23 protein-coding genes and 2 pseudogenes are annotated in these 21,311 nt (G+C 57.7%); 7 read left to right on the forward strand and 18 right to left on the reverse strand.

The annotated features are described in order from the left end of the window. Positions 1–56: 56 nt before the first annotated feature. The 11 genes from QK293_RS01155 to QK293_RS01205 form a co-directional block, all read right to left on the reverse strand. Positions 57–1,343 (reverse strand): FAD-binding oxidoreductase, encoded by a 1,287-nt coding sequence (locus QK293_RS01155; RefSeq protein ID WP_282375133.1) that lies wholly within the window; start codon positions 1,341–1,343, stop codon positions 57–59. Positions 1,344–1,422: 79 nt separating this feature from the next. Next, complete coding sequence (locus QK293_RS01160) at positions 1,423–2,250, reverse strand: transporter substrate-binding domain-containing protein (RefSeq protein ID WP_282375134.1); 828 nt, start codon at positions 2,248–2,250, stop codon at positions 1,423–1,425. Positions 2,251–2,296: 46 nt separating this feature from the next. Next, entirely contained in the window at positions 2,297–3,088 is a 792-nt protein-coding gene (locus QK293_RS01165; RefSeq protein WP_282375135.1) for an amino acid ABC transporter ATP-binding protein, read from the reverse strand. 6 nt (positions 3,089–3,094) lie between these two features. Further along, positions 3,095–4,069: an amino acid ABC transporter permease gene (locus tag QK293_RS01170; RefSeq protein WP_282375136.1), complete on the reverse strand. Its 975-nt coding sequence runs from the start codon at positions 4,067–4,069 to the stop codon at positions 3,095–3,097. 131 nt (positions 4,070–4,200) lie between these two features. Next, entirely contained in the window at positions 4,201–5,451 is a 1,251-nt protein-coding gene (locus tag QK293_RS01175; RefSeq protein ID WP_282375138.1) for an aspartate aminotransferase family protein, read from the reverse strand. Between the two features lie 123 nt (positions 5,452–5,574). After that, positions 5,575–5,913, reverse strand: coding sequence for a HopJ type III effector protein (locus QK293_RS01180; protein ID WP_282375139.1), 339 nt, complete (start codon positions 5,911–5,913; stop codon positions 5,575–5,577). Next, positions 5,906–6,202 (reverse strand): DUF1244 domain-containing protein, encoded by a 297-nt coding sequence (locus tag QK293_RS01185; protein WP_282375140.1) that lies wholly within the window; start codon positions 6,200–6,202, stop codon positions 5,906–5,908. The genes QK293_RS01180 and QK293_RS01185 overlap by 8 nt, the downstream gene beginning before the upstream one ends. Positions 6,203–6,271: 69 nt before the next feature. Beyond that, positions 6,272–6,643 carry a dihydroneopterin triphosphate 2'-epimerase gene (folX, locus tag QK293_RS01190; protein WP_008026970.1) on the reverse strand — a complete coding sequence of 124 codons (372 nt, stop codon included), beginning with the start codon at positions 6,641–6,643 and terminating at the stop codon, positions 6,272–6,274. Positions 6,644–6,645: 2 nt separating this feature from the next. Beyond that, a complete protein-coding gene (gene folE / locus QK293_RS01195) occupies positions 6,646–7,221 on the reverse strand; it encodes a GTP cyclohydrolase I FolE (protein ID WP_282375142.1) in 576 nt (191 codons plus the stop codon). A 21-nt stretch (positions 7,222–7,242) separates the two neighbouring features. Then, a complete protein-coding gene (gene folM / locus QK293_RS01200; RefSeq protein WP_282375144.1) occupies positions 7,243–7,953 on the reverse strand; it encodes a dihydromonapterin reductase in 711 nt (236 codons plus the stop codon). A gap of 72 nt (positions 7,954–8,025) precedes the next feature. Then, entirely contained in the window at positions 8,026–8,595 is a 570-nt protein-coding gene (locus tag QK293_RS01205) for an antibiotic biosynthesis monooxygenase (RefSeq protein WP_282375146.1), read from the reverse strand. Between the two features lie 211 nt (positions 8,596–8,806). Here QK293_RS01205 and QK293_RS01210 point away from each other — a divergent pair, with 211 nt between their 5' ends. Further along, positions 8,807–9,766, forward strand: a complete 960-nt coding sequence (locus QK293_RS01210) for a MerR family transcriptional regulator (RefSeq protein WP_282375147.1) — start codon at positions 8,807–8,809, stop codon at positions 9,764–9,766. Here the strand turns inward: QK293_RS01210 and QK293_RS01215 are convergent, their stop codons facing one another. Then, complete coding sequence (locus QK293_RS01215) at positions 9,767–10,372, reverse strand: hypothetical protein (protein ID WP_282375149.1); 606 nt, start codon at positions 10,370–10,372, stop codon at positions 9,767–9,769. 54 nt (positions 10,373–10,426) lie between these two features. After that, the gene (locus QK293_RS01220) at positions 10,427–10,903 is read right to left on the reverse strand and encodes a PAS domain-containing protein (RefSeq protein ID WP_282375150.1); all 477 of its coding nucleotides are present in this window, start codon (positions 10,901–10,903) and stop codon (positions 10,427–10,429) included. A 152-nt stretch (positions 10,904–11,055) separates the two neighbouring features. On the opposite strand from QK293_RS01220, the gene QK293_RS01225 reads away from it, so the two are divergent. Beyond that, positions 11,056–11,511, forward strand: a complete 456-nt coding sequence (locus QK293_RS01225; protein WP_282375151.1) for a flavodoxin — start codon at positions 11,056–11,058, stop codon at positions 11,509–11,511. 5 nt (positions 11,512–11,516) lie between these two features. On the opposite strand, the pseudogene QK293_RS01230 reads toward QK293_RS01225, so the two are convergent. Further along, positions 11,517–11,903: pseudogene (locus tag QK293_RS01230) on the reverse strand (LysR substrate-binding domain-containing protein); the annotation flags it as partial. Between QK293_RS01230 and QK293_RS01235 the strand changes: the two are divergent. The 4 genes and pseudogenes from QK293_RS01235 to QK293_RS01250 all read left to right on the forward strand — a co-directional run. Next, positions 11,901–12,029, forward strand: a pseudogene (locus QK293_RS01235) (LrgB family protein); the annotation flags it as partial. The pseudogenes QK293_RS01230 and QK293_RS01235 overlap by 3 nt on opposite strands. Positions 12,030–12,176: 147 nt before the next feature. Continuing rightward, a complete protein-coding gene (locus QK293_RS01240; RefSeq protein WP_282375152.1) occupies positions 12,177–12,959 on the forward strand; it encodes a class II aldolase/adducin family protein in 783 nt (260 codons plus the stop codon). Then, a complete protein-coding gene (locus tag QK293_RS01245) occupies positions 12,959–13,861 on the forward strand; it encodes an alpha/beta hydrolase (RefSeq protein WP_282375154.1) in 903 nt (300 codons plus the stop codon). The genes QK293_RS01240 and QK293_RS01245 overlap by 1 nt, the downstream gene beginning before the upstream one ends. A gap of 111 nt (positions 13,862–13,972) precedes the next feature. Beyond that, the gene (locus QK293_RS01250) at positions 13,973–14,884 is read left to right on the forward strand and encodes an SDR family oxidoreductase (protein ID WP_282375155.1); all 912 of its coding nucleotides are present in this window, start codon (positions 13,973–13,975) and stop codon (positions 14,882–14,884) included. A gap of 77 nt (positions 14,885–14,961) precedes the next feature. On the opposite strand, the gene QK293_RS01255 is transcribed toward QK293_RS01250, so the two are convergent. From QK293_RS01255 to QK293_RS01270, 4 genes are all read right to left on the reverse strand, one after another. Further along, entirely contained in the window at positions 14,962–15,729 is a 768-nt protein-coding gene (locus QK293_RS01255) for an N-acetylmuramoyl-L-alanine amidase (RefSeq protein WP_282375157.1), read from the reverse strand. Between the two features lie 228 nt (positions 15,730–15,957). After that, positions 15,958–16,224: a bacteriocin immunity protein gene (locus QK293_RS01260; RefSeq protein WP_282375159.1), complete on the reverse strand. Its 267-nt coding sequence runs from the start codon at positions 16,222–16,224 to the stop codon at positions 15,958–15,960. 166 nt (positions 16,225–16,390) lie between these two features. Further along, positions 16,391–16,651: a bacteriocin immunity protein gene (locus tag QK293_RS01265; RefSeq protein ID WP_282375160.1), complete on the reverse strand. Its 261-nt coding sequence runs from the start codon at positions 16,649–16,651 to the stop codon at positions 16,391–16,393. A 1-nt stretch (position 16,652) separates the two neighbouring features. Then, positions 16,653–18,839 carry an S-type pyocin domain-containing protein gene (locus QK293_RS01270; protein WP_282375161.1) on the reverse strand — a complete coding sequence of 729 codons (2,187 nt, stop codon included), beginning with the start codon at positions 18,837–18,839 and terminating at the stop codon, positions 16,653–16,655. Positions 18,840–19,517: 678 nt separating this feature from the next. Here QK293_RS01270 and QK293_RS01275 point away from each other — a divergent pair. Further along, on the forward strand, positions 19,518–21,311 hold the full coding sequence (locus QK293_RS01275) for a DUF1302 domain-containing protein (RefSeq protein WP_282375162.1): 1,794 nt from the start codon (positions 19,518–19,520) through the stop codon (positions 21,309–21,311).

The raw sequence follows: 21,311 nt of genomic DNA on the forward strand, positions 1-21,311 counted from the left end.
ATACAAGCGAGCAAGCTCGCTCCCACAAGTTTTTTCGTCGCCGAAGTCGATTGCGATCAGCCGCGCAATCTCTCCTGGACAAAATCCATGAGCTTCAGCGATTGATAGATCGCATTGGCGGCAACGCGTCCGAACGGTCCACCATTCCAGTCCAGCAGGTACGATTTGAACAACTGATACCGTGCACTTTCTCCACACACCGCTTCAGCGATCACCCGGCCGCCAATCGAGCCGGTATTCAAACCATGGCCACCAAACGAGGTGCAGGCCCAGACGCCCGGTTCCAGCAATCCCAGGTTGGGCATCTTGTTGGTGGAGTAACCCATCAGGCCGGACCAGGCGAGTTCGATGTTAACCGGGGCCAGTTGCGGATAGACCGAGACCATATCCGCCTTGAGCATCGTCGCCAGGGCTTTCTCGTTCTGTTCGTTGCGGGTGGTGATGCGTCCGCCCCAGAGCAGGCGGTCACCTTCGACCACGCGGTAGTAGTCCGAGGCGCGGCGGTCGTCGGAGAACGCGGCGTCCGAGTCAAGGACGTTTTTGATCGAGTCGCCCAAGTGTTCGGTCAGCACCACATAGGTGGCGATGGGCAGGTAGGCGCGGCTGAGTTTTTGCAGTTCTGGCCCTCCGTAACCGCCGGCGCAGAACACCAGGTCCTGGCAGCGTACGGAGCCGTGAGCCGTCTGGACAATGTTGTCGGCGCCGTCGCGCCGCCAGGCCAGCATTTTTGATTGTTCGAAAATTCGGCCTCCCGCTGCTTCGATGGCGAGGGCCAGTCCCAGACAATAATTCAGTGGATGAAAGTGCAGGGCGTTCGGATCTTCGATGCCCTGGAAATAGCGCAGGGTGTGGGCCCGCTCACGGACCTGATGGGTGTCGAGGTAGTTGAGTTCATAACCGAAGTCACGGCGCATCGTGTCGATGTGGTTTTTCACGCCAGCACTGTCGTCGTAGCGCTTGACCTGAATCGTACCGGCGGATGGATCGCAGCCAGTCAGTGCCAGTTCGGCGATGTTGCGGCGGACAATCTCCACCCCCTCGACCGACATTTGAAAGAGTGCCTTGGCCTGTTCCAATCCAAGTTTCTTGCGTATCGCTCCCGACCCTTCAGCCCAGCCCGGCGAGACCACGCCGCCATTTCGACCGGAGGCGCCCCAGGCGACGTGCTGGGCTTCGAGGATGATCACGCGTTTGCCGCGTCGGGTCAGTTCCAGGGCGGCGGTAAGGCCGGCGATCCCGGCGCCGATGATGCAGGCGTCGCAGGTTTCGTTGGTGTGCAGTTCGGGCCTGGCTGCGCGGGGCAGCGAGGTTTGGGAATACCAGGTGGTGGGGATGTTGTGCATGGTGAATCCTTAAAAGATCGCAGCCTCGAGCAGCGCCTGCCAAAGTGCGCGTGCCAGGCATGCGATCTGGGGGATTGGCTTACTTGACGGTCGAATAGTCCACGCCGTACCACTTGGTCGACAGCTTGGTCAGCGTGCCATCCTTGTGCATCTCGCCGATGATTTCACCGAGCTTGGCCTTCAACTCCGCGTCCCCCTTGTCGGTGGCAATGGCCAGGGGTTCGTAGAACACCACGCCGTTGTCGACGGCACGCAGCGGGTAGTTTTTCTTGATGGCCGCTTCCAGCGTGCTGCGCTGAGTGAGGATGCCGTCTAGACGAACGCCGTCGCCCAGTCGCAAGTCATCCAACGGTCCAAGGGAGCCAGCGTAGGTTTTCATCTTTTTGGTCTGTACGTCGTAGGTGACTGGGGGCAGGTCCGTCGCTTCGATGGCCAGCGCCTGGTTCAGGTAATCCTCGGACGTGGTGCCGCCTTCGACACCGATCGTTTTGCCATTGAGCGCTTTGTGGTCGGTGAGTGTGGATTTGTTGTGTACCGCAAACACGTAGGGCACGTAGTAATAGGTCGCGGGGAAATCGAGGATTCGCGCGCGACTTTTGGTGGCGGTCATCGAACCCACCGACATATCCCAGCGCCCGTTCCATTTGCCGGCGGTAATCACGTCCCAATCGGGGGTGATGAACTTGACCTCGACGCCGAGACGCTTGGCGATCTCCTTGGAAACGTCGATATCAAACCCGTCGATTTCATTCTTGTCGTTGATAAACCCCTGGGGTGGCCAGGTCGCCGACGTGGCGACGGTCATTGTTTTGCTGCTCTGGATTTTGTCCAGAACGGCACCGGCGTTGGCGGCGCCGACGAACACCAGCGACATTGCGGCTGCGATTACGTGTTTTTTGCTGACCATGTCCATCTCCACTTATCGTTATTGTTATGAAGGGGCAAAGCGGTGCTCAGTGACCAATGATCTGTGACAGGAATTTCTGTGCGCGTTCGGTTTGCGGGTTGTTGAAAAACTCGGCCGGGGTGGCTTGTTCGATCACCTGGCCTTGGTCCATGAACAGCACGCGGTCGGCGACCTTGCTGGCAAAACCCATCTCGTGGGTCACGCAAATCATGGTCATGCCGTCGGTGGCCAACTCGCCCATCACGTCCAGCACCTCGTGGACCATTTCCGGGTCCAGCGCCGAGGTCGGCTCATCGAACAGCATCACTTTGGGGTTCATGCACAGCGCCCGGGCAATCGCGACGCGCTGTTGCTGGCCACCCGACAGTTGCGACGGGTACTTGTGCGCATGCTCGGCAATTCTCACCCGCTCCAGGTAGACCTGAGCGCGCTTTTTCGCTTCGCCGCTCGACACGCCTTGCACAAGTTGCGGGGCCAGGGTCAGGTTGTCCATCACGCTCAAATGCGGGAACAGGTTGAAGCTCTGGAACACCATGCCGATTTCCCGGCGCACGGCGCTGACACTTTCTGCCTCGCTGGTGAGGGTGATGCCGTTGACCTGGATGTGGCCTTTCTGGAAGTTTTCCAGGTGATTGATGCAGCGAATCATCGTCGATTTTCCCGAGCCTGACGGCCCGCACACCACCAGGATTTCGCCCGTAGCGACGTTCAGGTCGACATCGCGCAAGGCGTGAAAATTGCCGTACCACTTGTTCAGGCCAGTAATGGAAATCATCGAGGGACTGGTCTGCGCAGCAGGTGCCATGTCAATGAGTTCAGCGGTATTGGTTCGAGTCATCACGCATCAACCCCTTGCAATGGATCGGTTGACCCTTTTTTCGATCCGCGCCTGCACCCGTTCGAGGATGAACGACAGGGCCCAGTAAATCATCGCGGCGGTGATTAGCATTTCCAGGTGGCGGAAGTCTGCGCGGCCCTGGGTCTTGGCCAGGTACATCAGTTCCCAGACGCCGATCACCGACACCAGCGAACTGTCTTTGAGCATGGCGATGAACTGATTACCGGTGGGCGGGATGATCACCCGCAAGGCTTGCGGCATGATCACCCGGCTCAAGGTCTTGAACGGACTAATGCCCAGGGCTCGCGAGGCTTCCCACTGACCCACCGGAATGCTCTGGATGCCCGCGCGAAAAATCTCGGTCATGTAGGCGCCGTAACACAGCGACAACGCGAGGATGCCGGCCGGCACTGCGTCCACCACATAACCCAGTTGCGGCAGTCCCAGGTAAATCAGGTAGATCTGGATCAGCAGCGGAACACCGCGAAAGAACGAGGTGTAGAACGAGGCGATGGCATTGGCGAGGCCGTTGTTCGACAGCTTGGCCACTGCCCCGATCAACGCCAGCACGAAGGCAATCACAATCGCCACGGCGGAGATGTACAGCGTGGTTGCAGCGCCCTGGATGATCAGGAAGCCGATCTTGTCGAGGATGAAACTGTAGGAGAGGTCGAAGGTGTCGAAGAACGCCAGGAACAGAATCAGCAGTTCGATCCAGACCACGGTGGTCTGCACCTTGAATTTCAAGCGTCCGAGGACGTGAAAGTTCAGCGTCCCCAGTGCGGCAATGGCCAGGCCGATGGCGATATTACGAGCGGTCAGGCTGTCCGAGGTATTGCCCAACAGCGGATGCAGGAAATGACTGAGGGCGCTGTTACCCAGGTTCATCAGGTAGGAGCCGAGAAACAGCACGACGGCTACGCCAAGCAGGAATTGAGGATCATTGGACTTTTTTTTATAAATTATATTGTCGTGATACATGACTGCCTCAGGCTTGTAGGTGGTAGTGATCTCGCTTGGCAAAGGGGGTATCTGGCCAGTATTGCGACGCAAAAACGGGGACTACAAGCGAACATAATTCGCTATGTCAGTCCCTGATCGTAGTTTGCTTCTCAGGAAAGGTTCGCCAGGCATGCCTCAAGGATATCCAACCCTTCCTCCAGCACTGCCGCCTCGGTGGTCAACGGTGCCAGAAGCCGAATGATGTGCCGTGATTTGCCGCTGGGCATCAGCAGCAAACCGGCGTCTCGTGCCAACGCCAGCAGCTGCGTCAACTGCGCCGATGCCGGTGTGCCGTCGGCATTGATCAACTCGATGCCACGCATCGCGCCAACGCCGGTCAAGCGGCCCAGATATGGCGACAGCTTGCTGGTGCGCCAGGATTCGTAGCGGCTGACAATCGCTTCTTCCTGTTGTGCGCCCCAGGCTTGCAGGTGCGCGTCAGTCATTTCGTCCAGGGTCGCCAGCGCCGCGGCGCAGGCGATGGGATTGCCTGAATAGGTGCCGCCCAGCCCACCCTTTGGCAAGGTGTCGAGCAGCGGCTTGCGCCCGACAACCGCACCCAGCGGCACGCCGCCGGCAATGCTTTTGCCCAGCAGGATCAGGTCCGGCTCAATGCCCAGTCGCGAGAACGCAAAACGCTGGCCGGTGCGACCAAAGCCGGACTGGATTTCATCGGCAATCAGCAGAATGTTTTTTTCATCACAGAACCGCCGTAGCGCTTGAGCAAACTCCACGTCCATCGCCAGGAAGCCGGCCTCACCCTGCACTGGTTCGACGATAAAACAGGCGACGTCGTCGACGTCGATCTCGACGCTGAATAGACGGTCCATGGCTTTCAGGGCCTCGGCACAGGTCACGTCGTTGTCGTTGCTCGGGAAGGGCAGGTGAAACACCGGCCCCGGCAGCACACCGACTTTCTGTTTGTAAGGCGCGACTTTACCGTTGAGGTTGAGGGTGGCGAGCGTGCGGCCGTGGAAGGCCCCGTCGAAGGCGATGACGGCTGTGCGGCCGGTCGCGCCACGGACGATTTTCAGGGCGTTTTCCGCCGCTTCCGCACCGCTGTTGGTGAGCATGCCGCTGACTGGGTAATCCACCGGAATAAACGCGATCAGACGATCCATCAGCTCGAGGTAGGGCGCATGCGGGGCGGCGTTGAATGCGTAGTGGGTCAGGCGAGTCGCTTGTTCGCGAATGGCCTCGACGATGCGCGGATGGCAATGGCCGAGGTTCAGCACCCCGATACCACCGACGAAGTCGATGTAGCGTTTGCCATCGGTGTCCCAGACCTCGGCATTTTTGCCGTGGCTGAGCGTGACGGGATGAACGATGTTGATCGACCGGCTGATGGTTTCGCTGCTCATGGATACCTGACTCAGAAGAAGGGATGCTTCTTTTTATCTAAGCCGTGAGCAGCGGTGCCCGGCAAACGAAATAAAGTTGCCGGGTCAATCTTAAAAGTCGGGATGTGTTGGGTGGGCGTGGAATCAGCGGCGAGTCAGCGGCTGCCGAGTGAACTTCACTCCGGCCAAACCATGAGCAATCAACGCGCGGATATTGCCGTGGTCGCTGCCTTCAGGCGTGGCCAGCACCGAGCGGTAATGCTCGCCGAACGCCAACAGCGCTTCTTCATCACTCAAGCCTTCCAGCAGCGCCAGACCCAGGGTCTTGCACGAGCCTTCGTTCTGCCCGGCAGCGTTTTCCACGCCGCCGTTGTTGAAGGCCTGTGGCTGGTAGTCGTAACCAGTGGCGATGAACGCCAGGGTGTCGGCAAAAACGTGTTCGCCGCTCTTGAGGCCGGTGCGCAGGGTGTTCAAATCACTCATTGGGCTTTCCTTTGGCGAACGCCGCCTGTTGTTCGGCGTTGGCTTCTTGCTGGTAGTGGGCTTTCCACTCGGCGTACGGCATGCCGTAAACCACTTCGCGGGCGTCATCGAGGCTGACCTCGATCTGGCGTTCGTCGGCAGCGGCCTTGTACCACTTGGACAAGCAGTTGCGGCAGAAACCGGAGAGGTTCATCAGGTCGATGTTCTGCACATCCTTGCGGCTGTCCAGGTGGGCGACCAACCGGCGAAAGGCGGCGGCTTCGAGTTCCAGGCGTTGTTGATCGTTCATGGCGGGGCTCTGTGCATTCAAATCGTGGCGCGGATGATAAAAGTCTGACGAACAATGCGCCAGACGCGCTTAGCGGCTCGCCGCGAGGGTAATCGACACCGACTCGGCAAAACGCAGGGCGTGAGGCTTATCGACTTCGACCTCGGCGTACAGCACCGATTCGTTGGCCATGACCAGATCGAGAATTTCCTGAGTCAGGCGCTCAAGCAGAGCGAACCGATTGCCTTCCACGTGGGCGATGATCGCCTTGGTGATGGTGCGGTAATTCAGCGCGTGATCGATGTCGTTGTCACGCACCGCTTCCTGAGCGGCATACAGGATGGTCAGGTTGATCAGCACATCCTGCTTGTTGAGGATTTCATCCTCGTTGATGCCGATGAAGGTGCGCAGGCACAGGTCCTTGACCCGGATGCGCGCCATTCCTGGTTGAAGTTGTGGCATTGCTACTTGCTCCGTCCAATCAATTGCAGGAACTCCTGGCGGGTGTTGCTCGATTCGCGGAAGGCGCCGAGCATCACCGAGGTGTTCATGGTCGAATTCTGTTTCTCGACGCCGCGCATCATCATGCACATGTGCTTGGCTTCGATGACCACCGCGACGCCCGCCGCGCCGGTCACTTGCTGCACCGCGTCGGCGATTTGCCGAGTGAGGTTTTCCTGGATCTGCAGGCGACGGGCGAACATGTCCACCAGTCGCGCAATCTTCGACAGGCCCAGCACCTTGCCCGTTGGAATATAAGCCACATGCGCCTTGCCGATGAAGGGCAGTATGTGATGTTCGCAGAGCGAGTACAGCTCGATGTTGTCGACGATGATCATTTCATCGTTGTCGGAAGCGAACAGCGCGCCGTTGACGATCTCTTCGACGCTTTGCTCGTAACCATGGCAGAGGTACTGCATGGCTTTCGCCGCGCGAGCCGGGGTGTCGAGCAGGCCCTCGCGGTCGGGGTTTTCACCGAGGCCGATGAGGATCTCGCGATAGCTCTGGGACAGGGAGTTCTGGGGCAGGGATAACGTCATGGAACATCCTCGCGGGGCCGCTTATTTGATGTGCCGCCCGCCGTTGACGGTCAGGGTCGTGCCGGTGACATAAGGGTTGTCGAGCAAATAGCGCAAGCTCTGGTAGATCACTTCGCTGCCGGGTTCGATACCCAGCGCGGACTTGGCCAGTGCCTTGGCGCGGTACGCCGCATCGTCGTCAGGATTGAACAGTAGCAGGGCTGGCGCGATGCCGTTGACCTTGATCGTTGGCGCATATTTCGCGGCGAAGGACAGGGTCAGGCTGTCGAGCCCGGCTTTGCTGGCACAGTAGCCAATGTGCTTGCTGCTGCCCTTGCGGGTCACGTCGTCGCCGATGTGCACGATGTCGGCGGGGCTTGAGCGTTGCAGCAAGTCGGCACAGTGCAGGTTGATCAGGTAAGGCGCCAGCATGTGCACGCTGAACATGCGGGTGAAGGCCGCGGCGTCGGAGTCCGGGGTTTCGGCCAGCCATTCGGAGGCGTTATGGACGATCGCCCGCAGGCTGTCGGTGTGGTTTTTCAGTTCGCTGATGAACGCGAAGATCCCGGCTTCAGTGGAGAAGTCTGCAAACACCGCGGTCGCCCCCAAGTCGCGCAGGGTTTGCACGCCGGGCCGTTCACTGCGGTAGCTGAAGATCACCGGCTGGCCATCCTCGAGCAAACGCTGCGCGCAGTGCAGGCCAACACGTTGGCCGGCACCGGTGATAAGGATTGGGGCTGCGGAAGAGGTCATGAACGGCTCGCATCGCGGTAAGAGCAAAACTATACCAGCGACGGGAGGCGTACACCTATTGTGGTGGCAGGCTTAGCGATTCTGCGTTGAAGGCTCGGCGGGCGGTGGCCGTTGCGGCGTGGTGTTCAGCCAGCTGGCCAGCAGGCGGGTCGACAGCGGAATGAAGAAGTAGACCATCAGCGGAGTCAGGCACAAGGTGCTGATGAGCACCCGGCTCAGCAGTCCCATTTCGTTCAGCAACGGCCCCAGGACGAAGTTGAACAGCAGGGAAACCGGAAAGAACGCCAACCAGATCGCCACGGCCTGTTTCCAGCGTGGTGGGCGCTGGCCGGCCGCACCGAACCAGCCTTCGATGCCGCTGACCCGATGTTCCGTTGGATGGGCGAACAAGTCGCTGCCGCGTCCGAGCCAGGCGGTGCGCGACACAGAATGCTCCCAGGCGTGCAGAGTCTGCTCATCGGCGAAGCGGAAAATAATCTGGAATTCGTCATCGTCGGGCGGCGGAGCGAGCACGCCAGAGCCGAGATAGCCGTGGAAGTCGGTGGCCAGTTGTTCGCCTTCGCGCAACCAGGCGATCAGGTCCTGATAACGCCCATTGGCGACGCGGCGCGCAACCATCAGTGTGACGGGTGAGGTAGACATTGTGCATCTCCGTATAACGAACGCGTCGCTCCGGGTAGGAGTTTCGCCAGGCGCAGCGCCGGGGTGGTGGGCTGCGTCTTAGAACAAGCAAGGATTATTCCTGATTCTGCCGAGTACGTCAGTGATATTCATTGCCATTAACGTCTTGAATGGTGCGGGGGAAGGTGAGATAGAATGGGATCCAATTTATACATGGACGTTGAATTATAAAATGCCTGTCCTGACTGACGTTGTCCCGGGATCGCAGCCCGGTCTTCCTCTTGAGCAGGAAGAGCTGTTTCCGATTCGCGAAGTGGCGCGCCTGACCGGGGTCAACCCGGTCACGCTACGTGCATGGGAACGCCGCTATGGGCTGATACAGCCCGCGCGCACCGATAGTGGGCACAGACTGTATTCGATGACCGATATCGATCGTGTCCGCAGCATCCTTGGCTGGATCGAACGCGGCGTTGCTGTCAGTAAAGTCGGCAAGATCCTGGCCAGGATTGCACCGCTTCAGGCGCTGTCGCACATCATCCCGAATGAACTCGTGCAAGCTGACTACACGCAATGGCAGCAACAAGTTCAGGTGGTGGTGAATGTCTTTGACGAGGTTCAACTGGAGCAGGTCTATGGACAGATCTTTTCCAGTTACTCTCTGACTGTCGTGTTTCAGGACATTCTGCTTCCACTCTGGAAGCAATTGCTGCAGCGCCATGACGCGTTCGGTCAGACCAGTGAGTGGCTTTTCCTGGATGGTTTTCTGCGCTCTCGAGTGTTGCAGCGCCTACTGCTGGTGCGTGTCATGCAGCCGCGACGGGTGATTGTCTGCGCCCTGAACGATCAGTGTCGTGAACTCGAACTGCTGGTAACGGCGCTGTTGCTGAGCAGTGTCGATTCGGCCATTCAAGTGCTGGCTGTCGGTCAGCCATTGGCCGAACTGACCCTGGTCTGCGAGAAGGTCAAGCCCCAGGCGCTGGTGCTGGTTTCCAATCACGCGCCTGCGCTCGAGTTGCCACGGCGTTTGAATCGCCTGGCCTTGAGCCTGGATTGTCAGTTGATGCTGGCGGGGGATGCGTCCGATCTGGTGCAGGAGAACCTGGCTGGATCGTCGATTGGTTGTCTGGGTAACGAAGGAATGGTGATGCGTCAGCGTCTGAAACAGTTCCTGGCAGGCAACCTGGATACTTGATCAGAGATGCATGGCCGGATGCGTCAGCCGATGCTGCTGAAGAATGTATTGGCGTAGACGCTCGGTTTCGTCCTTATCATCCTGATTCAACTGATAGGCATAAAAGCCGTTCCCGGTTTCTTTTTCGAAGGAGCCGCGCAAAGCAATACGCTCATAGCCTGACGGGCTGAACCACAAGGCGAAATGTTTTGGCGGTTTGGTCTTGTTGCGAACTTCCACCAAAACCCCTTTGAACGACACTTCGTGCACCCACATCGTACCGGGTTGGCCACTGGCATTCTCCAGTGCGACCGGTTCTTCGAGTACCAGGCGCCATGGCCGGACCATCGGTCCGTCTTCATAAATGCTGGGGACGCCGAGGCGTAAATGCATCGCGTGAAACTCGTCTTCCACCAAGTGCAGCGGGAAGGTCATTTGCTGATTTTCGAAGTTGGCCTGGAGGGTGACTTGCTCATGAGCGGCAAGGCGCGTGAGCAAATCACGGATCTGTGAACCACCGTTGACGAGCAGGCTCGACGTCGCATCCCGCACATTGAGTTGCGGGTTGTGTTGCATGGTCTGGATAAAATCCAGCTCATCCTGGGTCAGGAGTGTGTCGCGTTGCATGATCTGCTCGACAGAATTAGTTACAAAGTCACCGGTGATTGTAGTTAATGACAATCAATTCTTTGTTTTGTTTTCGCCGTTCGTCGCTTTTAGTGCAGCAAGCTCGGCCTGGACCTCGGTCAATTGAGTTTCCAGCTGCGCGACTCTCTGCTGCGCCTTGACCTGAACGGTAACGTCTTTCTGCACACCGACAAAATAAGTCTGCCCGTCGCTCGGGTTCTTCACCGTCGAAAGGGACAGCTCGTTCCAGAACGGCGTACCGTCCTTACGGTAATTCCTGAGGATTTCCCGGCAGGAACCGCCACTGCTCAACGCCTTGCGAATCAACGGGAGAGCGTCCTGGTCACGGTCTCCGGACTGAAGAAAACGGCAATCCTGGTAGAGGATTTCTTCGCTGGCGTAACCCGTCAGGCGTTCGAATGCCGGGTTGACGTAAATCAGGATGTTGTCCTGCTCGCCTTCCTTTTCGGCGATCACGATGCCGTCGTTGGAAGCGTTGATCACCATTTGCAGCAGTTGGGCGTTAATCATCGGAGAATCCTTTCCAATTTGATTGTGGATGCATTTTAAAAGAACACTGAGCACCGTCTACTGGCCATCAGCGTTAGTTGAGAATCAATCGCAGCTTTTTTGCCACGGCTGTTAATATCCCCGTCTTTTTACTCAGCTTCAGGATCAGATTGATGAAAGTCGCCATCCTTTCCGGCTCGGTGTACGGCACGGCTGAAGAAGTCGCCCGCCATGCCGCTAACATTTTGAAAGCCGCGGGTTTCGACGCCTGGCACAACCCGCGTGCGAGCCTCGCCGATGTTCAGGCCTTTGGCCCAGAAGCCTTCCTGGCAGTGACCTCGACCACTGGCATGGGCGAGTTGCCGGACAACCTGCAGCCGTTGTATTCCGCCATTCGTGACCAGTTACCGGCTACCTGGCGTGGCTTGCCGGGCGCTGTGATTGGTCTGGGCGATGCGAGTTACGGCGACACGTTTTGCGGCGGCGGCGAGTTGATGCGCGAATTATTCGGCGAACTGGGCCTACGTGAAGTCCTGCCCATGCTGCGCTTGGACGCCAGTGAAAGCGTGACGCCGGAAACCGACGCCGAGCCTTGGCTAGCGGAGCTGGTCAGCGCTCTGCGGAGCTGACCGGACGGACGCTCGCGCAGCCAGGTGAGCCAGGCTTGGGCGGCTTTTGACAGGTACGCGCCCTGGCGCCAGATGAAGGCGATGTCCCAACGCAGATAGCTCGGCGCGTTCAAGGTCAGGCGCACCACGCCTGGCCGCACCAAGCCCGCGAGCCACCACGCGGGGCAACAACACCACACCTTGGCCGGCGGCCACCAGCGCCGCGAGAAACTCGGCCTGGCCGCTGCGGCCGCCTTCCTTGGGCGTAAACCCCAGCTGCTGGCAGGCTTGCAGCAAACGGAGCTCAAATCATCCAGCTCACTGAGCAGTTCGTTGCGCAGCCGCAACATGCCTTCGGCCCGTTGCAGAACCACGCTGCCAGCAGCGGTCAGGCGGAGCTGCGAACCCAGTCGCATGGCGCCGGGGTCAGTCGAGCGCATGAAGTGGGAGGTGAGGAGGGCTCGGTGGCGGGGTTAGTCATGGTTCTGACGGGGCTGCTGAACCTGTTCGCCGCACCGTTATTGGCGGCAGTACTTTGACGTGGATCCAGCGTCGTTGGCGTACTGACTCGCTAGGCCATCAAGCTGGCTGCCAATGCAACTACACGATTCCGGGGGCGTGACTAGACTGCTGTAACGTCGGTAAACAATAGAAACCCCAAGAATAAAAATTAGAGGTTCCTTGCCGTGAACGTAACCCCCGCCCAATCACCTCACAGTGTCAAAGACCAGGTCAGCGCCGCCGAATGGCTGACCCGCGTCGACCTCGCTGCCTGCTATCGTCTGGTCGCCTTGCATGGCTGGGATGATCTGATTTTCACCCACATATCGGCCAAGGTGCCCGGTACCGAAGACTTTCTGATCAACCCGTTCGGGTTAATGTTCCACGAGATCACCGCGTCGAGCCTGGTCAAGGTCGATCAGGCCGGCCACAAGCTGATGGACAGCCCGTTCGAGATCAACCCGGCGGGCTACACCATCCACAGCGCGGTGCACGAGGTTCGTCACGATGTCGTCTGCGTGCTGCACACTCATACCGCGGCGGGTGTCGCAGTTTCGGCGCAGAAACAAGGCATTTTGCCGATCAGTCAACAGTCGTTGTTTGTCCTGTCCAGCCTGGCTTATCACGCCTACGAAGGTGTTGCGCTAAACCATGAAGAGAAGGCGCGACTGCAAGCAGACCTCGGCGAAAACAATTTCCTGATGCTGCACAACCATGGTCTGTTGACCTGTGGCGCGACCATCGCCGACACGTTCCTGATGATGTTTACCTTCCAGCGTGCCTGCGATATCCAGGTGCTGGCGCAGAACGGTGGCGCCGAACTGATCGCCGTCGAACCGCAGATTCTGGCGGGCGCCAAGGCGATGATCGCCGGCGTCACCAAAAGCGCTCAAGGGATGGGCGGCGCCCTGGCCTGGCCAGCGCTGCTGCGCAAACTCGATAAACAAGACCCGGGTTATAAACGCTAATGCCTCTCGCCGAGATCCCCCTGAGTGTCTGGCGCAAACGCGGTCAGACCTTCGTATTCCGTGGCCAGACCATCCGTTACTGGACGGCGGGGCAGGGTGAGCCACTGTTGCTCATTCATGGCTTCCCCACCGCCAGTTGGGACTGGCATTTCCTGTGGCAGCCGCTGACCCAGCGCTATCGAGTGATTGCCTGCGACATGCTCGGCTTCGGTGATTCCGCCAAACCGGTGGACCACGAATACAGCCTGCTGGAGCAAGCCGATCTGCAACAGGCCTTGCTGGCACACGTGAACGTCGAGCAGCCGGTGCACCTGTTGGCCCACGATTATGGCGACAGCGTGGCCCAGGAACTGTTGGCTCGGCATTACGAAGCGCGCATTGATATAGCCAGTTGTGTGTTCCTCAATGGCGGCCTCTTTCCCGAAACCCATCGCCCGATACTGATGCAAAAACTCCTGCTCAGCCCCTTGGGCTGGATGATCGGGCGAGCCTTTTCCCGTGACGGTCTGGTGAGGAGTTTCCGACAGATCTTCGGTCCGCAGAGCCGTCCCACCGAGAGCGAAATGGATGATTTCTGGAGCCTGATCGAGAGCAATCACGGGCCACGGATCATGCACAAATTGATTGCCTACATCCCTGAGCGGCGTGCCCAGCGTGAGCGTTGGGTCGCAGCCATGCAGCGTGGTGAAGTGCAGTTGCGGGTGATCGATGGTGAAGTCGATCCGATCTCCGGCGCGCACATGGTCGAGCGCTACCGGGAACTGATCCCGAATCCGGACACGGTCTTGTTGCCCGGTATTGGCCACTACCCTCAGACCGAGGCGCCGGGACAGGTGCTCAAGCACTATCTGGTGTTTCGCGATCAGCTGGTTTCGCCGCCGCGCAGGGCCGCCTGCTCCTGATTATCCCCCTGCCTTATTGCGCACCATTCAGCCTCACCCCAGTTCATTGTGACCCGCATCGCCGTGCCTGACACTCGGACTCATTGTCCCCTGGCCTGCTGGAGTCCCCCAATGAATGAGTCTGTGCGCTTCGAAGATAAAGTGGTGATCATCACGGGTGCAGGCGGCGGCCTGGGCCGGGCGCACGCGCTGCTGTTCGCCAAACAGGGCGCCAAGGTGCTGGTCAACGATCTCGGCGGCTCGGCTCAAGGCGAAGGTGCAAACGCATCGTCGGCAGACCGAGTGGTGGCCGAAATTCGCGAGGCAGGCGGCATCGCCGAGGCCAACCATGACTCCGTCACCGACGGCGACAAAATCGTTCAGCACGCCCTCGACGCTTTTGGCCGTGTCGATGTGGTGGTCAACAACGCCGGGATTCTGCGGGACAAGACCTTCCACAAAATGGACGACGGCGACTGGGACCTGGTTTACCGCGTCCACGTCGAAGGCGCCTACAAAGTCACCCGCGCCGCCTGGCCGCACCTGCGCGAGCAAAACTACGGCCGCATCATCTTCACCGCTTCGACCTCGGGCATTTACGGCAACTTCGGCCAGTCCAACTACGGCATGGCCAAACTCGGCCTCTACGGCCTGACCCGCACTCTGGCCATCGAAGGCCGCAAGCACAACATCCTGGTCAACGCCATCGCCCCCACCGGCGGCACCCGCATGACCGAAGGCCTGATCCCGCCGCAAGTCTTTGAACAACTCAAACCTGAACTGGTCAGCCCGCTCGTGGTGTACCTCGCCAGCGAGAACTGCCAGGAAACCTCCGGGTTGTTTGAAGTCGGCGGCGGCTGGATGGGCAAGGTCCGCTGGGAACGAAGCCTGGGTGCCGGGTTCGATCCGCGGGTTGGTTTCTCTCCGGAAGAGGTGGCGGCGCATTGGCAGCAGATCTGCGATTTCGAAGGCGCAGTGCATCCAAAGGACAACATTGAAGCGCTGAAGGAAATGATGGCTAATTTGCAGAAGTATTCGATTTGATGGATGCCAGCAAGGTCATCGTTCTTGACCTTGCTGGTTCTTAATATTCGGTGCCGAAATCTGGTTTGCAGCGGCGATCAAGGAAAATACTTGTGAACCAATGCCGCCAGATTCGCGGCCGTTTGCGCATCCATGATCCCGTCGTACGTTTCCGGGCGAAAGTGCAGCTGAAAGGCCCGAACAAGGTGTGTGAAGCCTTGTTCGGTTGACGCGCCGGAAACGTCGTACCCGTAAGTCTTGAACAGTTTGAGTAAGTCGCTTCGGGCTGGAATGCCGGTCTCGCAATATTGCTGCAGATAGATATCTCGGGTGGCATCGTCGAACCAGGCACCGACGCCTTTCAAGTAAAGGGCATGCCAGGGAAATTTCGGCCCTGGGTCACTCTTTCGTCCGACCGCAATATCCGAGTGGCCCAGAACCTGGGTCGGGGTGATATCCGGGTAGCGTTCAAGGATGTTTTGTGCAAGTTCTTCAATGGCGGCGATTTGTTCCGGCTGATACGGCGGGAAGTCGAAAACCCCTTGGCTAAACGTCGCAAGGTTGACGATTTCAACGCCGATAGACGTGTCGTTCAGACTACTTCGGTTGCCCCAGTGGCTGACGCCCGCATGCCACGCGCGCTTGGTTTCGTCCACGAGATTAAAGACTTCCTGCCCGGTATAACCTGCTTTCAAGTAGCTCGGATCGGTTATGTCGGGTACCAGATAATGGGCGCTGACATTTGGGCCGGTCAGTGCATTGACCGAACTGGAGAAGTTACCGGCTGTGTAGTGGAAAATCAGAAAGCGTACGCGAGTGTTAAAACTTTTAGTGGCGCGGTACTTGTTGTAGTCAATGGGTTTCATGAAGAGAATGCTCGCAATGAATTAGGTTAGTGTCAGCGCGCAATTACAAATGAATGGCTGACTTGTCATTAACCTTAATCGTTGAGGTGGTTCGTGTTGTTACAGAACGATGTAGTCGATTTCCGAGAGGTGTGTAGGTGGTAGATAGTCTCTCACTGGTTCGCATGAATACTGGCTGCGAATGGGCAGTATAAGAAGCAAGCACGAATGCTTGCTTCTTTGTTTGGATTACTGTGCTTCAGGTTTGAAGCCAGGTTTGCCGTTGTCTGCTCGCCAGGTTTTAATGGCTTTTAATACCCCTTCTGGGCCGTCTTCAATACCTTCTTCTGGATAATACAAAACGCCTGTGCCGTTTGGGTGTTCTGAAGTGCTTACGATGTTGTCAACAAATGCATCGTGTTCTTTCTCTGATGAGAATCTCCCCAGGAACAAACGATTTATAACATTCAGGTATTCAGACTCTGTGTAATCTTCATATCTATCTTTAAGTGTCATTTTCACATTTCTCCTTTTTTGGAGTGGGCTTCGATGTGCTGCTTTGGTGTCGGTGCACGAAGTTTGTCTATGTCGTAGGTCGAGCCGCTTTCACTGATCTGCTTAACGTACCGTTTAACTTTCTATGCATCAGGGCAAGAACATGTTCTTGCCCTAACTCGTTTGATTATTCAGGCTTGAAGCCTGGCTTGCCGTTAGCGGCTCGCCACTGCTTGATGGTGCTCAGCACCCCGTCTGGACTGTCCTCAACCCCTTCCTCGGGAAAGTACAATATGTTTGATCCGTTGGGATGTTCAGATGTGTTTACGATGTTCTCAACGATCTCCTCTAGCTCTTCTTCTGATGAATAATCACCCTTGAATAAGCGAAGTATAAGAACCTTGAATTCAGATTCCGTGTAGTTTTCGAGCTTGTTTTTTAAGTTCATTTTAAAGCTCCTGTTTTCTGGAGTGAGTTTTAATATGCTGCTTCGGTGTCAGTACCCGAAGGTTATCGATGTCGTAGACTGCTCCTCCCTCACTAATCGGTATTACATGGTGAAGGTCGTATTTTCTCTTTTTTCCGACGTGATCCGCGATATCTGCTCTTGCAGCAAGCCCTTTTTTAGTTTCAATTTTGCTGAGCTGGAATAGTTGTGAGCTTAGTTCAGGGTCGGCAGATACCGCCTTCCAAAATGCCCTGCGAAACGCTTTAAAACTCGAAAACTCCCGTCCTCGAAATTTATCCGCAATCTGCATCGGAATAGGCGCTCCTTCTCCCGTCGAGGCTGCACCCAACCAGTTTCCGGAAACTGGTTGTCCGGCGCCACTGGCAACACCGGGATCCTGTCGCCGATCCCTGAACATCGTGAATGTCGGAGGGATGCCGGACTCGATTGGAAAGACGGTGATGAAGCCACCAAATCCGTAGAGATCCAGCTCTGGAAACGGATCGATTCGCCCCGTGTCGGGGGTGACGGTAGCGCCTTCATAGATCGGCAGGTCAGTGTCGATCAGCGGAAAGTCCGTTGACGGATCCTGCGGTTCTACCAGCGGCGTCCAGGTGATGACGGGACCGTTGGAGACGGTGCTGCCGGAAACGTAGACATTCTTGCGCGCGTCAAAGTAAGCAAGCCTTACCGGCACACTGGCGGGTACTGTCACTCCGTCAGTGGCAACAACGACGATCTCTACCCTGTTGCCTATCGTCCTCGAGCCGAGTCTCACTGGCAGGTCGATTTCCCCTCCGACGGCTGCCAGTTCATACAGGTCAGCAGTTGAATCAGGCGCGAGTTCTGACAGCGGAACACTGACAGAAAAAAGATCACCATTCCCCAGCCTGGAGGGAGCCAATAGGGCGGCGAACCCGACCAGGACCGGCGCTGCTGCAGTCGCTAGAGCTGCGATAGCCGCGGATATCGCTGCGCGTAGCGCGTTCCTGAGCGCCAAGGAGGTCGTTGGACTAACGCCGAACGTTCCGGTTGTGCCGGTAAACGCCGGGCCGAATGCCGCCATCGAACCGACATTGGCAAACGTGGGGCTTTGCCACCGAGCCTCTGTTTCCTCTCGCCATTGCGCCAGGAGGCGTGCCTGCTCGAGTTGTCGTTGGGCCTCAGCCTCTACTGCCAGACGAGCCTGTTGCCGCTCGCGCTCTTGCGCCTGCCTTTCCTTCCGTTGCTGTATCTTCAGATTCGCCAGTTGAGCTTGGCGTTGAGCCACAGCGGTAGCTGTATCAATGACTTTCCTGCGAGTCTCCAGACTCTGTCTTTCTGTTTGTAGTTGCTTTTGTATCTGCTCGATTCGCTGTTCCATTTCAGCTTGGAGGCGAGCCTGCTCGGCTGCGAAATGCTGCGCGGCTGCTTCTGCCTTGGCTTCAGCCTCGGCCAGAGCTGTATTCAATGCTGCAATTCGTGCCCTTTCTTGAGCCTCAAGCTGAACCAGCTTCTGAAGCTGAGCCTCAGCGTTAGCTTCCGCCTTTATGCGGGCCTGTTCAGCAGCGACACGTTGAGCTTCCTGTTCCGCTGCTAATCGCGCCTGTTCAGCTGCCTGCATGACGCTGAGGGCATGCTGCAGATTGGCGGTTCGCTGGTTGAGCGACTGGATAGTTTGAGACAGCAATCTGACTTCGATTGCGGCTCTGAGTGATTGATTCAAGGTCTGCATGGCAATGCCGGTCGGGCCCGGCCATTTTTCTATCGCCGAGCCTTTTTTCATGAACTCATTAATATGTCTATTAAATGGATCCCCTCCATAAAACGCATTGGCCGTTACGGTTTTACTGTGAAACTCTGTGGCCTTTCTTTGTGTAAGTTTGTTCAGGGCGTCCAGCTCCCGAACCATTGATTGTATTGGTGGAAGTGGATGAGTTTGACCTTCAAGTCTGGTCGCGGCCAGTTCGGCTTCGATGGATTGCGGTAGTTGACTGGACCTGGTCTGATATTCCTGTTCCAGCGCTTGGGTTGTGGCTTTTACTACGTTTTGATTTTGATAATAGGTCGGTATGCCGTGGCCGAACGGGCCCGGTATCGATGTGTTTGATGTTCGAGGTGCGGGCGTCATGTGATCGGGTGCTTCGCCGATCGTGTGGATAGGTGTTTCAATAATCAGGGGCCCCGGTCGAACGGGTGGCTTTTGCATATTCATATCCTTTTGAATGTGCATATCGTTTGAGAAATAACGTGTTGCCAGTCAGCCATTAAAAGTTACAACAGAAGTCGAAAGTCTGGGTCCGAGAGATGCGTCAGTCATTACATATAAGTCGGAGAGAAGTTTCGATGAGACAGGAATAAAGGCAGGATTTTCTTTCGCGTAAAGAGATATTTCTTATGCTGTTATAGGAAACATCTTGTAGGAATGTCACCCATAAAAAAGGCCGCTGCAAAAGCAGCGGCCAAAGTAAGACGATTGATCAAGGAGCAATAAATCAACGTCAGTGAACACGGGGCGATGAGTCGAAAATCTTCAATTCATCTGAAATCTGTCGCCAATGGTGTGGACGGGTCACTTGCCATTGCTTGTGCTTTCAGGCCGTTTGCCGTGAAAGCCCGGCAAGAATAAGCGCTTGAGCGCAAAGGAAAAATAGCCATTCATGACATGAACTGTTGCAGCTTGAGTAACAGTGGCGGCAGGCCCCGCCAACACGCCATGCGTTGCGTTGATAGCCCCCCATCCAGCCCGTCCATAAACCGCGCAAAACGCCGTCCCATGCGGGCATTCATCCTTAGGAGGTACATCGCGAATACCTCCTTGGTGCGCTTATCGCTCCCAGCGTGCGGCAGTAGGGTGTGGCCTTCTGTCACTCACCGGGGAAGACGCATGACAAAAACAACAATGCGCGCCATCTTCAAACCGCAGGCGCTGGCCGCCGCGGTGGCCTTGGGTTGCTGTGCCCAGGCGCAGGCTGTTTCATTCAACATTGGCGAAATCGAGGGGACATTCGACTCTTCGCTGTCCATCGGCGCGAGCTGGGGCATGCGCGATGCCGACAAATCCCTGGTGGGCACGGTCAATGGCGGGACCGGCCAGTCTTCGACCGGGGATGACGGGCGGCAGAACTTCAAGAAGGGCGAAACCTTCTCCAAGATCTTCAAGGGTATTCACGACCTCGAACTGAAGTACGGCGACACCGGGGTGTTCGTACGTGGCAAGTACTGGTACGACTTCGAACTCAAGGACGAGGACCGCGAGTTCAAACCGATCAGTGACGGCGGTCGTAAAGAAGGCGCCAAGTCCTCCGGTGCGCAGCTTCTCGACGCCTTCGTCTATCACAACTATTCCATCGCCGGTCTGCCAGGCACTGTGCGCGCCGGCAAGCAGGTGGTCAGCTGGGGTGAAAGTACCTTCATCGGCAACTCGATCAACAGCATCAACCCGATCGACGTGTCAGCGTTCCGCCGACCTGGTGCCGAAATCAAGGAAGGCCTGATTCCGGTGAACATGCTGTTCGCCTCTCAAAGCCTGACCGGCCAACTCTCGGTGGAAGGTTTCTATCAACTGGAGTGGGATCAGACCGTTCTCGATAACTGCGGCACCTTCTTCGGCGTCGATGTGGCGGCCGACGGCTGCAACAAGAATTACACCGTTGCCAGCCCGGCGATCGCACCGTTGCAACCGATCGCTGCAGCGTTTGGCCAAGGCTTCGAGGTCAGCAGGGAAGGCGTGATCGTCCCGCGCGGTGGTGACCGCGATGCCCGCGACTCCGGGCAGTGGGGGACGGCACTGCGCTGGCTCGGGGACGACACAGAGTACGGTCTGTACTTCATGAACTATCACAGCCGTACCCCGACGGTCGGCACCACCACTGCCGGCCTGACAACGCTGGCACGGATCCCGGCCATCGTCGGCACCGCCAACAGGATCGCGCCGGGCACCGGTTCGGCACTGGCCCAGAGCGTGATGCTCGGTCGCGGCCAGTATTACCTTGAGTACCCGGAAGACATTCGTCTCTACGGCGCGAGCTTTTCCACCACCTTGCCCACCGGCACGGCGTGGACCGGCGAGATCAGCTATCGCCCCAACGCTCCAGTGCAAGTCAGCACCAACGACCTGACCCTGGCGTTGCTCAACCCGATCGCAGGCGGCGCGGTATCGCCTATCGCTACCACGCCAGGTGCTGACAACAAAGGCTACCGCCGCAAGGAAGTGACCCAGATCCAGAGCACCCTGACGCACTTCGTCGACCAAGTGCTGGGTGCCCAACGGCTGACACTGGTCGGCGAGGCGGCGGTGGTGCGAGTCGGTGGTCTGGAGTCGCGAACCAAACTGCGTTACGGCCGAGACTCGGTCTATGGCCAATACGGTTTTGGCGGTGATACCGACGGTTTTGTCACCTCGACCTCCTGGGGCTACCGCGCCCGCGCGATCCTCGACTACAACAACGTCATCGCCGGGATCAACCTCAAGCCCAACCTGTCCTGGTCCCACGACGTCGCCGGCTACGGCCCCAACGGGCTGTTCAACGAAGGCGCCAAGGCGGTCAGCGTCGGCGTCGATGCCGACTACCGCAACACCTATACCGCGAGCCTCAGTTACACCGATTTCTTCGGCGGTGACTACAACACCCTGGAAGACCGCGACTTCCTGGCACTGAGCTTCGGTGCGAACTTCTGA

Origin of the sequence: Pseudomonas sp. AL03, from assembly GCF_029960815.1 — a bacterium.
Taxonomy (GTDB): Bacteria; Pseudomonadota; Gammaproteobacteria; order Pseudomonadales; family Pseudomonadaceae; genus Aquipseudomonas.